This is a genomic window from Caballeronia glebae, from assembly GCF_001545035.1.
GTDB classification, from domain to species: Bacteria; Pseudomonadota; Gammaproteobacteria; order Burkholderiales; family Burkholderiaceae; genus Caballeronia; species Caballeronia glebae.
The window spans coordinates 26641-41424 of record NZ_FCOJ02000063.1 but is presented as its reverse complement, the minus strand read 5'-3'; the positions used below and the strand labels follow the sequence as shown (position 1 = coordinate 41424).

11 protein-coding genes are annotated in these 14784 nt (G+C 63.0%); 1 reads left to right on the top strand and 10 read right to left on the bottom strand.

Annotation, left to right across the window (positions count from 1 at the left end; genetic code table 11):
- The 10 genes from AWB82_RS30355 to AWB82_RS30310 all read right to left on the bottom strand — a co-directional run.
- A partial coding sequence (locus AWB82_RS30355) for a hypothetical protein (protein ID WP_200818231.1) occupies positions 1 to 1154 on the bottom strand: 1154 nt, incomplete at its 3' end.
- On the bottom strand, positions 1141 to 3834 hold the full coding sequence (gene mutS / locus AWB82_RS30350; protein ID WP_086973005.1) for a DNA mismatch repair protein MutS: 2694 nt from the start codon (positions 3832 to 3834) through the stop codon (positions 1141 to 1143). The genes AWB82_RS30355 and mutS, both read right to left, overlap by 14 nt.
- 591 nt (positions 3835 to 4425) lie before the next feature.
- Positions 4426 to 4803 carry a PAS domain S-box protein gene (locus AWB82_RS30345; protein WP_086973004.1) on the bottom strand — a complete coding sequence of 126 codons (378 nt, stop codon included), beginning with the start codon at positions 4801 to 4803 and terminating at the stop codon, positions 4426 to 4428.
- Positions 4804 to 4860: 57 nt separating this feature from the next.
- Positions 4861 to 5541 carry a YoaK family protein gene (locus tag AWB82_RS30340; RefSeq protein WP_086973003.1) on the bottom strand — a complete coding sequence of 227 codons (681 nt, stop codon included), beginning with the start codon at positions 5539 to 5541 and terminating at the stop codon, positions 4861 to 4863.
- Positions 5541 to 6731, bottom strand: coding sequence for a CoA:oxalate CoA-transferase (gene yfdE / locus AWB82_RS30335; protein WP_086973002.1), 1191 nt, complete (start codon positions 6729 to 6731; stop codon positions 5541 to 5543). The genes AWB82_RS30340 and yfdE overlap by 1 nt, the downstream gene beginning before the upstream one ends.
- A gap of 82 nt (positions 6732 to 6813) precedes the next feature.
- Positions 6814 to 8526 carry an oxalyl-CoA decarboxylase gene (gene oxc, locus AWB82_RS30330; protein ID WP_086973001.1) on the bottom strand — a complete coding sequence of 571 codons (1713 nt, stop codon included), beginning with the start codon at positions 8524 to 8526 and terminating at the stop codon, positions 6814 to 6816.
- 46 nt (positions 8527 to 8572) lie between these two features.
- The gene (gene frc / locus AWB82_RS30325) at positions 8573 to 9823 is read right to left on the bottom strand and encodes a formyl-CoA transferase (protein ID WP_086973000.1); all 1251 of its coding nucleotides are present in this window, start codon (positions 9821 to 9823) and stop codon (positions 8573 to 8575) included.
- Positions 9824 to 10729: 906 nt separating this feature from the next.
- Complete coding sequence (locus AWB82_RS30320) at positions 10730 to 11098, bottom strand: DUF883 family protein (RefSeq protein ID WP_086972999.1); 369 nt, start codon at positions 11096 to 11098, stop codon at positions 10730 to 10732.
- A gap of 193 nt (positions 11099 to 11291) precedes the next feature.
- Complete coding sequence (gene lplT / locus AWB82_RS30315) at positions 11292 to 12590, bottom strand: lysophospholipid transporter LplT (RefSeq protein ID WP_086972998.1); 1299 nt, start codon at positions 12588 to 12590, stop codon at positions 11292 to 11294.
- A 208-nt stretch (positions 12591 to 12798) separates the two neighbouring features.
- Complete coding sequence (locus AWB82_RS30310; RefSeq protein ID WP_086973009.1) at positions 12799 to 13602, bottom strand: inositol monophosphatase family protein; 804 nt, start codon at positions 13600 to 13602, stop codon at positions 12799 to 12801.
- Positions 13603 to 13864: 262 nt separating this feature from the next.
- Between AWB82_RS30310 and AWB82_RS30305 the strand changes: the two genes are divergently transcribed.
- Positions 13865 to 14641, top strand: coding sequence for an RNA methyltransferase (locus AWB82_RS30305; RefSeq protein WP_086972997.1), 777 nt, complete (start codon positions 13865 to 13867; stop codon positions 14639 to 14641).
- Positions 14642 to 14784: the final 143 nt, after the last annotated feature.

Genomic DNA, 14784 nt, shown 5'->3' with positions numbered 1-14784 from the left:
GGCGGCGCCTGTGCGGGCGTCGTGGGCTGAGGCGCGGGATACGGAGCGGGGTAGGACGCAGCCGGCGCCTCAGGTCGCGGTGCGGCCGATTCTCGCGCGTGCGTGTCCTTCACATCGCGCAGGCGCAGTCGAAACGGCGGATGCCATTGCGCATCGCTCTGCACTTCGAGCCATTGCGATTGCGGCTTTTTGAACGCGATCGCGACGCGCGTGAGATTCGTGACGATCAAGCCCTTGTCATTGCGCAAAGGCTGATCGATGTGAAAGCCGTTCGGCTCGGTGGCGTCCGTGCCGTGAATCACGACGACGGGCCCGCGGAAGATCTCGGCCGCCTTGACGAGGCTGCGCTTCAGTTCGAGGAAGCCGTCGCGCGGCTGGTTCGCGCGCGAGAAGCGCAGCCACGAGAAGCGCTCGCGCCGCTCGTAGCGCGAAAAGTCCGGATCGCCCTGCAGCAGGACAACGAGGGCGCGCATCTCGGTGCGTCGCGCCGATTCCGCCGCGTGTTCGAGCCAGAAAGTCGTCGCGACGGCGCGATCCTCGAACTCGCCGTTGCGCCCGCCCGCGGTCAGATAGTGATTGTTCGGACTCGGCGCGTTCAGGCCGATGAATGCGATGCCCTGCGCTTGCCAGCGCACGATTTCCCGGAACGTGCGAAAGCGTGCGACATCGCTTTCGCGCGAAAGCGTGAGCGGGCTTTGTCCGAGCGAATTGGGATCGGCGAAGAAGAGCTGACGCACGAAGTCGAGCCGCTCGACCGGATCGTATGCACCCGCATGCGCGAGCCCGCAATCGGCCCAGTCGTGCTGGCCGAGCAGCAGCACGAGCGGCGTGCGCGACGCGTCCAGCAGATCGTGTCGCGACTGATAGATGCTGTCGCGGCACTGCTCGCCGCCGTCCTTGAAATTGCCGTCGTACACGATGAACGCGATGCTGCCGTCGCGCCCGATCGCGTCGAGCATGCGGCGCACGGGCGCTTCGTCGGCGGGGCGGGAGATGGCATCGGAAATGACGGCGAAGCCGAGCGGCGCGTTGCCTTCGGCGTGCGCCTGCGCGATCGCGCCGCACAGAAGCGCGACGACGATCGTCAGGGCGCTCGTCAGACGTGCCGCGGCGGCACCTTGGACGCGCGGAGCGTCACGCTCAATGCGAGGCATCCGGCGGGCGTTTCGCCAGTTCATGCAGTTCGTAGAGCAGATCGAGCGCTTCGCGCGGACGCAGATCGTTCGGATCGAGCGCGCGCAGCTTTTCCATCAGCGGATGTTCCGGCGCTTGCGCTTTTTCATCGGCGGGCGGTGCGTCGTGTTCATCGGGCGAATACGGCCGGCTCGCGAACAGGTCGAATTGCGCGGCCGGCTGGCTGATCGATTGCTGCTCCAGATGTACGAGATGCTTGCGCGCCGCGCGGATCACCGCGCCGGGCACGCCGGCCAGTTGCGCGACCTGCAAACCGTAGCTCTGATTGGCCGGACCTTCGCTCACCGCGTGCAGGAACACGATGCCGTGATCGTGCTCGACCGCCGACAGATGCACGTTCGCCGCCTGCGCGAATTCCGCGGGCAACTGCGTCAGCTCGAAGTAGTGCGTCGCAAAGAGCGTGTAGCAGGCGTTGTGCGTGAGCAGATGCCGCGCGATAGCCCACGCGAGCGCGAGGCCGTCGAAGGTCGAGGTACCGCGCCCGATTTCGTCCATCAGGACGAGGCTCGATGCGCTCGCGTCATTGAGAATCGCCGCTGCCTCGGTCATCTCGACCATGAAGGTCGAGCGCCCGCCCGCGAGATCGTCGGCCGCGCCGATGCGCGTGAAGATGCGATCGAGCGCGCCGAAACGCGCGCGCCTGGCGGGCACATAACTGCCGACATGGGCCATCAGCGCGATCAACGCGGTCTGACGCATGAAGGTCGATTTACCGCCCATGTTCGGGCCGGTGATGAGCAGAAGCTTGCGGTCCTGGCTGAGACAACAGTCGTTGGCGATGAATTGCTCGACCTGCGCCTCGACGACCGGATGCCGTCCCTGTTCGACATCGATGCCCGCATCGGCCGTGAATTCCGGCGCGACCCAGTCGAGCGCGCGGGCGCGTTCGGCGAAGGCGCACAGCAGATCGAGTTCCGCGAGCGCGCTTGCAACGCGCTGGCAATCTGCTATGAACGGCAAGAGGTTCTGCAGCAGCGCGTCGTACAACGCGCGTTCGCGGGCGAGCGCGCGCTCCTGCGCGGAGAGCGCCTTGTCTTCGAACGTCTTCAGCTCTGGCGTGATGTAGCGCTCGGCGTTCTTGAGCGTCTGACGGCGGCGATAGTCGTCGGGCACCTTGTCGGTCTGCCCGCGCGTGACCTCGATATAGAACCCGTGCACCTTGTTGTACTCGACACGCAGGTTCGCGATGCCGGTGCGCGTGCGTTCGCGCGCTTCGAGATCGATCAGGAACTGATCGCAGTTCTCCGAAATATCGCGCAACTCGTCGAGATCGGGATCGTAGCCGCGCGCGATCACGCCGCCGTCGCGAATCAGCGCGGCGGGCTCGGCAGCGATGGCGTTCGTCAGCAGATCGAGACACTCGTGCGGCGGCTCCAGTGCGGCGTCGATGCGCTCCAACGCTAGCGCATGCGCGGCCACGGCCGCGACGCGCGCGCGCAGATCGGGCAACGCGGCGAAGGTATCGCGCAGGCTCGACAGATCGCGCGGGCGCGCCGACAGCAACGCGAGACGGCCCGTGATGCGCTCGATGTCCGATATTGCGCGCAGCGCGCCGCGCAACGTGTCGAGGCCGCCGCTCGTGGGCGCGTCGAGCAATGCGCCGATCGCCTGCTGACGGGTCTGAGCGATCGATGCATCGCGCGGCGGATGATGCAGCCAGTGGCGCAACAGGCGGCTGCCCATCGTCGTGCAGCAGGTATCGAGCAGCGAAAAAAGCGTGGGCGATTCGGTGCCGCGCAGCGTCTCGGTGAGTTCCAGATTGCGCCGCGTGGCGGGATCGAGCCCGATGTATTCGGATTCGTACTCGACCTTGAGGCTGCGCACGTGGCGCAACTGCTGGCCCTGCGTGGCGGCGGCGTAGAGCAGCAGTGCACCGGCCGCGCCGCACGCGCAGGTGAGCGTCTGCGCGCCGAAACCGTCGAGGCTCGCGACATCGAGTTGCTCGCGCAGGCGCTGCGTGCCCGAGCCGACGTCGAAGTGCCACACCGGAACGCGCGTGGTCGCCCCGGGATTCGTCACGCCGAGCGATGCCTGCATGTCCGTGATCGAATCGGCGACGAGCGTTTCCGCCGGACGAATGCGTTCGAGCGCCGCGCCGACCTGGTTCGGCGCGACTTCCGCGAGGCGCAATGCGCCGCTCGCGAGATTGAGCCATGCGAGGCCGACGCTCGTCACCACGCCGCGGCGGTTGTGCGCGGGACAGAGCGCCAGCAGATAAACGTCGCTTTTGTCGGAGAGCAGGGCCGCGTCAGTGAGCGTGCCCGGCGTGACCACGCGCATGACCTTGCGCTCGACCGGCCCCTTCGATGTCGCCGGATCGCCGATCTGCTCGCAGATCGCAACCGACTCGCCCAGCTTCACGAGCTTCGCGAGGTACTGCTCGCAAGCGTGATGCGGAACGCCCGCCATCCTGATTGGATTGCCGCCCGATGCGCCGCGCTGCGTGAGCGTGAGATCGAGCAGACGCGCGGCTTTCTCGGCGTCGTCGAAGAAAAGCTCGTAGAAATCGCCCATGCGATAGAAAACGAGCGTGCCGGGATGCTCCGCCTTGATGCGCAGATACTGCTGCATCATCGGCGTGTGGTTTTCTATTCCCTTAACGGGCGCGTCTTTCGGTTCGGTCAAATCGTTCAAATCCATGCTGCTCAAGCCTTTAGGCGATCTCGTCAAGCTGGGCGGAGGTCGTTTCTCGACAACAGCCGCCAGTAGAAAGTATGTCGGGCGTATTCGTGTGTCATAGCTTACAAGCTACGGCTCTGAGCCGTGAATACAGCCGAAGTCGTCAATACTTGGGGCGCGACAACCCGTGAAAATGCTTATCACCGCGACCACGCGGCCGATTGCCACATCGGCGCTCTGCCGGACGAACGGGATCTGACGCTGAATCAGGTGCTAGACGCGTACAGGCACGAGCTCGTGCATCGAACGCGTCCGGCAAAGGGGTCTAGTTTACGGTCTTTCGACAAGGCCGTGCGAAAACTCGCTCAGATCCGCCCATCGTAGCGGATCAACGACCTGTTGGACGAGGAGGTGGTCCAGGCGTTCGAGACGATCAACGGGAAGGCGGCGGCCAGAAGAGAGGCAGCGCCGGAATCGGCGTGCTGTTATCGGGTGAATGACCCATCAACATATCTCGATGGTGGTTCTGGCATTCACATTGACTGGGCCTGAGAAGATCGCACAAACGTTCCGCCGCGCGGGTGGGGGAGTGTGCCCGAAAGCCGATCGGTATCAGGCTTCGCGTTTCTTCGGCCGGGCGATCGCAACCGCACCGGTGACTTCTCCCGTGTCGGTCTTGACGAGCGAGAACGCGACCTCCGCGTAGATGCGGGTTCCATCCTTGTGCGTCGCGCCGGTCATGACCGCGTGCCCGTGGTGTTTCGTCGCGCCTGACTCCATCGCCTGATTGAAGCCACGCCAGTGCGCAGCGCGAAGATGAGGCGGAATGATCAGGTCGAGACTCTGTCCCAGCGCTTCGTCGGCCCGATAGCCAAACAACGCTTCCGCTGCCGTGTTCCAGCGGATGATTGCGCCTTCCCGATCCGAACAGATCAGCGCATCGGGGGCCTGCCCGACGATCAACGTATCCAGTGCCGCGGTGTCCGCCATGATCGCTTCCTCATATTAAGTTTGGTTAAGGTCTGATGGCCTCATCGTGCCGGGCGTTCAATGGTCCGGAAACCGGATCAGATCGAACGAGACGAAAACCAGGATCAGCGCCGGAATGATGAGCGGTTGCGACACCAGGCCTGAAACGATGGCACCCACGGCGGCCGCGAGACTGTACGTCAACCACGCGAGGCCCGGCAGGAGCACGTCCGCCAGCGAAGGCCGCTTCGCTGCATTTTTGCCGCTCAAGTAACGACCGACGAAGGTGTCGGAAAACTTCACCATGTTGTTGGTCACGACCAAGGTCTGCAACGACACAGCGCCGAACCGGCTGATCGTCTCCCCCTGCATGCCGAGCGCGAGTGCCAGAAGCGGGAGTTCGACGGACACCCGCAGCGCTGGATCACCGCGAACGATTCCGGCCACGACGAGCAACACAGCCATGATGCAGAGTTCGAGTGGCGGCCGCTTGAGGTGACGCCTGATCAGGCTCGCGATCATGCAGCCGATGAAAAACGCGCCGATGGCAAAAGCAAGGAGCGCAAACCGGGACCATGCTCCCTGTGCCAGACTCCAGCCCAGTTGCACGGTGTTGCCTGTCATGATGGCCGGATAGATCCCGCCTACGTCCTTGTACCCGATCACCTCCACGAAACCGCAAACGGTGGTGAGCGCAACGACGCGCCGTACATTGACGCGCAGCGGGAGTGCGGCCGGGGGGGCGACTGCGACGTCCATCAGGATTCTCCCCGCGCGGATGAACTGCGGCCGTCTGTCTCAAACTCGGCGCGTAAGGCGGCCCCGTGCTGGTCCAGCGACGGCGCGCCGGGCCGTACCGCCGGATCGGCGTAATTGCTGATCTTGATCGGGTTGCCCGGCATTTTTACACCGCCGGCTTCGATCACCATGTTGCGCGCTGCCGTCTGCGGTAGCGCCGCCGCCTCGGCAATGTCGAGCAGCGGTCCCACAGGCACGCCCGCCTCATGGATCACCTTCAGCCAGTGAGCCGCGTCCTGTCCGCGCAACGTCACTTCGAGCGCTTCCTTGAGGTCGGCGACATGCTCCATGCGATGGTGGTTGTCGGAGAAGCGCGCATCGGTTAAGAGTTCCGGCCGACCGATCGCGTTGCAGAGTTTCACAAAAAGCGAATCGTTGCCCGCGCAGATCACGAACTGCCTGTCGCGCGCTTCGAAGATGTCAAAAGGCGCCATATAAGGGTGGCGGTTGCCGATGCGCCCTGGCGCCTTCCCTGTTGCCGAGTAGGACATGAATCCATGCTCCAGGAACGCAAGCGTCGCATCGAACATGGCAACGTCGATATGCGCACCCTTGCCCGTCTTCTCGCGATCGTAAAGAGCGCTTGCAATGCCGCTGAACATGAAGATGCCGCCGCACAGATCGGAAAGCGATGTGCCGACGCGGGTCGGCGGGCCGCCCGGAAAACCGGTTGCATCGATGATGCCGCTCATGGCCTGGACGATCGTGTCGTAAGCGGGGAAGGTGGCCATCGGCCCGGTCTGGCCGAAGCCCGAAGAGGACGCATAGATGAGTCGCGGGTTGATGCGCGAAAGCTCGTCGTAGGAGAACCCGAGGTGCTGCATCGTGCCGGGGCGATAGTTCTCCGCCAGAACGTCGGCCCGACGCACCATGTTCAGGAAAATCTCACGGTCGGCTTCGGCCTTCAGATCGAGGACGATGCTTTCTTTGCCCCGGTTCACGAAGCTGAAATAGAGCGACTGGTCGCCCACGAAAGGGCCGAGGAGTCGAGTGTCGTCGCCATGACCAGGCTGCTCGACCTTGATCACCCGTGCGCCAAGATCGGTCAGGATGTTCGTGCCGAACGGGCCGTTGAGCACGTGCGTCAGATCGACGACGAGCACATCGGAAAACGGGCCGTCCGGCCGCGTGGTTGCTGCTGAAGCGTTCATTGTTTTTCTCATCGTGATTTGAGGTGACTGGCGGGCGGCCACAGAAACATTGGCCGCCCCGGCAACATGACCTCCCGGCGTTCTACTTCGTCGCCGCCAGCCCGCTTTTCGGATTGAGGTTCTTCAGGTGACCGCTCTCCGTGCCCGCATGCGGATCGATGACGCAGTTGATCAGCGCCGGCGTCTTGGCTTCGAGTGCGGCGGACAGCGCCGCGCTTAGTTCCTCCGGCCGCGTCACGTTGTAGCCCTTGCCACCGAAGGCTTCGATCAACTTGTCGTATCGTGCCGAGGCCATCAGGACCGTCGGACCCGGGTCAGCGCCGCCGCTGCGATTGACATCGTCGCCGCGGTAAATGCCGCCGTTGTTGAACACCACGATGACCACCGGCAGACGGTAGCGACAGATGGTTTCGATCTCCATGCCGCTGAAGCCGAACGCACTGTCACCTTCGATCGCCACGACCGGATGACCGCTGGTTACCGCAGCCCCGATGGCGTACCCCATGCCGATACCCATCACGCCCCACGTTCCCGCATCGAGTCGCCGGCGCGGCAACTTCATGTCGATGATGTTTCGCGCGATGTCGAGCGTATTCGCGCCTTCGTTGACGAGATAGACATCGGGATGCGACGCGAGCGTATCGCGCACCGCACGCAGTCCGCTCTGGAACGTCATCGGGTCCGGATTGGCGCGCAGGTTCGCCGCCATCTTTTCTTCGTTATGGTTACGGCGTTCGCCGATCGCCTCCGTCCACGCCTTCGGCGCGTGCACTGGCGTAGCGGACAATCCGGTCCTGAACGCTGCCATCGCCGAAGCGATATCACCCGCCACGGGCGCGGCAATCGCGCGGTTGCTGTCGAACTCGGTGGACTCGATGTCGATCTGGATCAGCTTTACGTCAGGCGACCATTGCGGTGACTTCCCATGCCCGAGCAACCAGTTCAGCCGTGCGCCGACCAGCATCACGACGTCGGCCTGGCCGAGCGCGAGGGAACGCGCGGCCGCTGCGGACTGCGCATGGTCGTCCGGCAGCAGGCCCTTGGCCATGGACATCGGCAGGAAGGGGATACCCGTCTCTTCAAGAAACGCCCGGATGGCGTCGTCAGCCTGGGCATAGGCCGCGCCCTTGCCAAGGATCACGAGCGGACGCTGTGCGCTTGCGAGGAGCGATAGCGCGCGGGCCACCGACCCCTGAGACGGGATACGGGCAGGCGCCGCGTCAAGGACCTTGATGAGGGCGGCTTGCGCAGACGTTGCGTCGGTGGTTGCAGCCAGGGCCGCCGCCGTGAGATCCAGATAGACGCCGCCGGGCCGTCCCGAAACCGCCGCACGGATTGCACGGGCGACACCTATGCCGATATCCTCGGGACGGTTGATTCTGAACGCCGCCTTGGCAAAAGGCTTGGCTGCGTTCATCTGGTCAAGCTCTTCGTAGTCGCCCTGCTGAAGATCGATGATCGCGCGGTCGCTGGACCCGCTGATCTGGATCATCGGAAAGCCGTTCGTCGTGGCGTTGGCAAGAGCCACGAGGCCGTTGAGGAAGCCCGGCGCCGACACGGTCAGGCACACGCCGGGCCATTGCTCCAGATACCCGGTGATGGCCGCAGCGTTCCCGGCGGATTGTTCGTGACGGAAGCCGAGGTAACGGATTCCCTCGGCCTGTGCAAGGCGCGCCAGGTCCGTGATCGGGATGCCGGCCACGCCATAGATGGTGTCGATGCCGTTAAGCTTCAGCGCCTGAACGACCAGATGGAAGCCATCCGTTAGCTCTGCTTGCGAAATAGTATCTGCCATATTGAATCCCCGTTTCGGTGAGTAAGTAGCCCGCTGCGAAAGAAAATCAGATCACCTTCTTTTCACGAAGGCTCGCGATCTGATCTTTCGAGTAACCGAGTCCCAGCAGAACTTCCTCGTTGTGCTCGCCCAGGAGAGGCGAAGCCGTAATCGTCGGCGTGAAGGCCGAAAACTTCGGCGGGCATCCCACGGTGTAATAGGTTCCACGTTCCTTGTGCTCGACAGCCACGATCGAGCCGTTAGCGCGCAGCGATTCGTCGTGCAACAACTCTTTGGTCGTCAGCACCGGTCCGCAGGGGATCTCATACTTGCGCATGATTTCGACGACCTCATGCTTATCCTTGTCGATCGTCCATGCCTCGACGGCAGCGTAGACATCGAACAGATGCGGGATGCGTGCATCGGGCGTCGCGAACTTCGGATCGGTGATCCATTCCGGCTTGCCGATCACGTTGCAGACATTCTCCCAACCCCAAGGCTGGAAAATCACATAGACGTAATCGTTAGGATCGGTCTTCCAGTTCTTGCACTTCAGCATCCAGCCCGGGACGCCCGAGCCCGACGCATTCTCGCCGCGTGGCACCGTATCCCCGAACGGCTTGTGCGGATATTGCGGATATTCGGTCAGCTCGCCGTTACGCTCCAGGCGCTGCTGGTCGCGCAACTTCATGCGGCACAGGTTCATAACCGCATCCTGCATCGACATGTAGACCTTCTGGCCTTCGCCGGTCTTCTCGCGATGGAGCAACGCAGCGAGCAGACCGATCAGAAGATGCATGCCGGTGTTGGAGTCGCCAAGCGCGGCGCCCGACATAAGTGGCGAGCCTTCAACGAGGCCTGTCGTCGAGGCTGCGCCCCCGGCCGACTGCGCAATATCCTCGTAGGTCTTCAGATCGCCATAGGGGGAGTTTTCGGGAAAGCCTTTGACGGTTCCGTAGATCAGCCGCGGATTGATCTTGTGTACGTGATCCCAGTCAAAGCCCATGCGCTCAAGCGCACCAGGCGCGAAGTTTTCGACGAGCATGTCGGACTGCTCCAGGAGCTTGGTCAGGATTTCCTTGCCTTCGGGCGTCTTGGTGTTCAACTCCAGCGAACGCTTGTTCGAGTTGAGCATCGTGAAATACAGGCCATCCTTACCCGGGATGTCGCGCAGTTGCTGGCGCGTCACGTCCCCCTTTCCTGGAAGTTCGATTTTCAACACATCGGCTCCGAACCAGGCCAGCATTTGAGTGCAGGACGGGCCCGCCTGTACGCCTGTGAAGTCGATGACCTTGATGCCGCTGAGCGGAAGTACCATTCTGATTTGCTCCTTTGTAGGAAAGGATTAAATCATTGCATCGATGTACTAATCGATGGGTGATGACGGTCAACAGTTCCGGATTGGAGACCGATGTTTGGTCAAAGGAGACGCGTTTTCCTGTTGAGCTTCGCGGTTTGGATGGCAAAGCGTTTGGTGATAATTTGTAGTGCTTAGTTTCGTTTGAAATGGCTAACGGAGCTTGGCGCTGCGTTCGATGATGGAAGTCGCAGCGTTTACATCATCGCTGGCTGTACAGGCCGGATCACTCGCTCTAGAGCTTTAGAGGACATATGCCAATCTCGCTCCGGTTCCGTGTTGGAATCGTTTCGACGGGTGGATGACTTCGTTGGCGCATGCGAGGAGCCTTACAAGCGTTCTTCGCTGCAAGTGACGAAGAAGCGCACGCTAACGCTATTTTGGCTAACCTCCGTGTCGCGGCGGAGGGTGCTCGCCTTCTCGGTGCGGTTTCGACGGAGCCGATACGGATCTCGACCGGCTGTCGGCGATTCATGCCTGCGGTGGAGTTGTGTTGCAGCAGACTTGCCGTCGCCCGTGAAGTCTTCGTTACTTTCGATTGATGCGGTCGACGCTCTGACCACGACAAGGCATACATTAGCGAAGCTCGGAGAGCACGGCTCTTTCTCTTGAGACGAATGGGAGAAAGAGGCTCGCTCGGCTTCAGGTCGTGATCGCAGGATGGTTTTACTGCGTTCGCCACGGCCTTAAAAAAATAGCCGAATAAGCGCTCTGAGATGGCCGGCATCACGCGCAACGTGAGGCGGCGAATGTAGAGTCGAGGACTCTATTTCTCGCCACCAGCAGCCAGGGGAAAGTATTGAAAGCAAGCCGCCGGCACGAACGCACTGCCGTGCCAGCGGCGATTTTCGAGAACGACGGATCGCGTTACGCGCGCCCGGCGAGATAACCGACGAGCAATGCGAGACCCGCCACCGCGCCGAGCGTGTGCCACGGCTTGTCATGGACGAAGTCGTCGGCATAACCGGCTGCGTCGTTCAGCCTGCCGGACACCGCGCTGCTCGCGCCGTTCATCTGCGAACGCGCGGTCTTCAAACGCGATTGCAGTTCTTTGCGGAGTTTGTCCGCATCGATGTCCTTCGCTCCGGAAATCGAGCTTTCCAGATCATCGAGCAGGCTGCGCAACTGGCTGCTCGCCGAATCGACCGCGTCGCTCGCGCCGCGCACCGCGCGCTGGCCGAGGTCGGCTGCGCCGTCGATTTTGCTGTCGAGCGTCGAACGTGTGAACAATCCCATTTTCATGCTCCTTTATTGACGTTTGCCGAAGGATTAATTTGCCGGGTCCGGACCGCGATACGCCATGCAACTCGGCGCGATCGGCCGCGGCGCGCCGCTTATAACGTTACGACCCAACCCCGCCGCCCGCGTTCCCTCCCTTCCTTCCGTGAGCCGGCGCGGGTTCGACCCAGAATACACCGTTGAGCAAAGTTCATTCCTCGGCGAACGCAACGAGATCGGCTTCGCGCTCGTTTTGCGTGTGGCGACGCATCGCGAGCGCCATCATCAAACACACGAAAACGCCGAACACGACGATGATCCATTGCACCGGCACCTTGGTCGTTAAAAGCAGGGCGTAGGCGCCGAGCATGGCGAGCACGGCGAGATTCTGGTTGAAGTTCTGCACCGCGATGGAATGTCCGGCGGACAACAGCGTCGCGCCGCGATGCTGCAGGATCGCGTTCATCGGCACGATGAAAAATCCCGACAGACTGCCGAGCGCGATCATCAGCGGATACGCCATCAGGATGTACGCCGGCGCAAACAGGGGGCCGATATGCACGCCCGAGTCGGCCGGAAACAGGTCCTTGTTGTAGAACGCCATCGCGACGGCCACCGCGCCGATCAGCACGCCCACCGGCAACACCTTGAGCGACTGGCGCAACACGATCCACGCGGACGCCGCCGCAGCGCCGAGCGCAATCCCCAGGCCCGTCACGCCCTGCAGCACGGCGGCTTTCGAGAGCGACAGGCCGAGGTTCGCGTCGGCCCATTTCAGCACGAGCAACTGCAGCGTGACGGCCGCGCCCCAGAGCAGCGTCGTGACCCACAGTGCAATCTGCGCGAGTTTGTCCTTCCACAGCACCATGAAGCAGTGGGAGAAATCGTGGACGAGCTTCGTCGGTTCGTTCAGGACGTTGGGATAGCGCGCGCCGGTGTCGGGGATGAACACGTTGATGACGGCCGCCGATGCGTAGATCACCATCACGGCGAAGAGCGCGGCGTGCGCGGCGGTGCTCACGAACGGCAGATGCGCATGCACGACCCAGCGCCCGACCACCTGGCTCACGAGCGCGCCGCCGATCACGGTGCCGAGAATCGTCGAGCCGACGGTCGCGGATTCGAGCCACGCGTTCGCCGCGATCAGCTTCTGCGGCGGCAAAAGCTCGGTGAGAATACCGTATTTCGCGGGCGAATAAGCCGCCGCGCCCAGTCCGACGACGCCATACGCGAGCATCGGATGCACGCCCGCGATCATCATCGCGCAGCCGGCCGCCTTGAGCGCGTTCGACGTGAACATGACGTGGCGCTTCTGGATCGCATCGGCGAATGCGCCGACGAATGGCGCGAGCAGAACATACGAAACCGTAAAGAAGATCTGCAGCAGCGGCGTGACCCACGGTGCCGAATGCACGACGGCGAGCATGGCGATCGCGGCGATCAGAAGCGCATTGTCGGCGAGCGACGAAACGAACTGCGCGGCGATGATCGTATAGAAGCCTTTCTTCATGAGCGTGCGTGACGTGTGGCGCGTATGGCGCGTGTGGCGCGCGGCGTGAGATCGGGGCAGGCGGGAGAAAGCGCGCATCGCCCTTGCCGGTACGAGGGCAAAGCTTGCACTGTAACGGAGCCCTGCATTCGTTGCAGAGCAGGCGGCGCGCCCGGGGCGCGGGAGGAAGGAAAACAGCGGGGCGCAAGACGCGCCCCGTCGATGCGGCTTATTCGCCGGTCAGACGCGTGCGCGAGTACATGTCGAGGATCTTGATCATCTGCGCGTACACCTTCGGATTGGCGGCGAGGATTTCGTTCTTGAACAGGAAGTCCGATTCGCCGGTGTAGTTGCCGACGAGGCCGCCCGCTTCGGCCACGAGGAGGCTGCCCGCCGCCACGTCCCACGGATGAATGCCTTGCTCGAAGAAGCCGTCGAGACGCCCGGCCGCGACGTTCGCGAGATCGAGCGCCGCCGCGCCCGGACGACGCAGGCCCGCGCACGACAGCGTCATCTCGCTGAAAAGGCGCATGTAGCCGTTCAGTCCCTGGCCGTCGCGAAACGGAAAGCCCGTGCCGATCAGCGCATCCGCCAGACGATCGAGCTTGCCGACGCGGATGCGTCGCTCGTTCAGATACGCGCCGCGGCCGCGCGATGCGGTGAAGAGGTCGTTGCGCGTCGGATCGTAAATGACCGCCTGTTGCACGATGCCTTTGTGCGCGAGCGCGATCGACACGCAATAGTACGGAAAGCCGTGGATGAAGTTGGTGGTGCCGTCGAGCGGATCGATGATCCACTGAAACTCCGATTCGCGATCCGTGGCGCCGGATTCTTCGGCGAGGATCGAGTGATCGGGATAGGCGGTGTGCAGCGTCTCGATGATCGCGGCTTCGGACGCCTTGTCGACTTCCGTCACGAAGTCGTTGTGCTGTTTCTTGGTGATCTGGATGCGGTCCAGATCGAGCGACGCGCGGTTGATGATCTGTCCGGCGCGGCGCGCGGCCTTGACAGCGATATTGAGCATCGGATGCATGAGCGAAATCCTCTGATCGCCGGACGCGCTCGCGAAACACGAACGCGCGCAGGCGAAAAAAATGGCGACAACGACTATGTCGACGAAAGACGAATTGAATAAGAGCGAGGCGTTCGCGCGAAGGTTCGACTGGATGCAAAAACCGTTCGCGGCGCGCGAAGGCGACATTTTACCCGAAAGTGCCCGCGCGGTTTCGACGCCTGGGCAAAGCGCGTTAACATAGCGGGTTGGCACCTTTTTCAACTTTTGCACGAACCGCGCCTTGGAACTCAACGAACTTTCCGCGCCCGCCGGCGGCTTCACGTCCACGCGCTTTATCCTCGTCGAGCCGAGTCATCCGGGCAACGTCGGCGCGGCCGCGCGCGCGCTCAAAACCATGGGCTTCGCGCGCCTCGTGCTCGTCGCGCCGCGCTCGGCCAACGTCAAGAACGAGCCCGAAGCTATCGCGATGGCCTCGGGCGCCGACGACGTGCTCGCGTCCGCGCACATCGTCGACACGCTCGCCGATGCGCTCGTCGGCGTGCGCTGGTCCGTCGCGATGACCGCGCGCATGCGCGAGTTCGGACCGCCGCAAATGCCGCCGCGAGCGCTCGCCGAACGCGCGCACGAATTCGTGCGCCACGGTGACATCGCGCTCGTGTTCGGCAACGAGCGCACCGGCCTTGCCAACGCCGATGTCGAACGCTGCAGCGCGCTCGCGCATATTCCGGCCAATCCCGCCTACAGCTCGCTCAATCTCGCGCAGGCCGTCCAGGTGCTCGCCTACGAGTTGAGAGTCGCTTTCCAGACGCAGACGCCCGCGAGCCCGCTCGCCGTGGTGGACTCGGCGGAGCAGAGCGCGGCGAGCGATGAAATCGAAGGGATGTACGCGCATCTCGAAGAGGCGCTCGTCGCGCTCGAATTCCTCGATCCGGCCAATCCGAAGAAACTGATGTCGCGCGTTCGGCGAATGTTCGCGCGTTCAGGGCTCGAGCGCGAAGAAGTGAACATCCTGCGCGGCATCGCCAAGCACATTCTGCTTCGATCCGGAAAAGACTGAACGCGCGTGCTTGCTCGCAGCGACCGCGCTGCCAACGGGGGCATCGGGGCAGAGTGTCCGCGCTCGTCCTACAATCGGCGAAAAACGGCGACCGCCGATATAAGCTTTGCGCGATTCGTGCAAAGCGCCTGTTCCCCCTTCAG

Bases quoted from the DNA above. Each gene is read 5' to 3' on its own strand.
- mutS (WP_086973005.1), bottom strand. From the start codon at position 3,834: ATGGATTTGAACGATTTGACCGAACCGAAAGACGCGCCCGTTAAGGGA.
- AWB82_RS30345 (WP_086973004.1), bottom strand. From the start codon at position 4,803: ATGGCGGACACCGCGGCACTGGATACGTTGATCGTCGGGCAGGCCCCC.
- AWB82_RS30340 (WP_086973003.1), bottom strand. From the start codon at position 5,541: ATGGACGTCGCAGTCGCCCCCCCGGCCGCACTCCCGCTGCGCGTCAAT.
- yfdE (WP_086973002.1), bottom strand. From the start codon at position 6,731: ATGAACGCTTCAGCAGCAACCACGCGGCCGGACGGCCCGTTTTCCGAT.
- oxc (WP_086973001.1), bottom strand. From the start codon at position 8,526: ATGGCAGATACTATTTCGCAAGCAGAGCTAACGGATGGCTTCCATCTG.
- frc (WP_086973000.1), bottom strand. From the start codon at position 9,823: ATGGTACTTCCGCTCAGCGGCATCAAGGTCATCGACTTCACAGGCGTA.
- AWB82_RS30320 (WP_086972999.1), bottom strand. From the start codon at position 11,098: ATGGGATTGTTCACACGTTCGACGCTCGACAGCAAAATCGACGGCGCA.
- lplT (WP_086972998.1), bottom strand. From the start codon at position 12,590: ATGAAGAAAGGCTTCTATACGATCATCGCCGCGCAGTTCGTTTCGTCG.
- AWB82_RS30310 (WP_086973009.1), bottom strand. From the start codon at position 13,602: ATGCATCCGATGCTCAATATCGCTGTCAAGGCCGCGCGCCGCGCCGGA.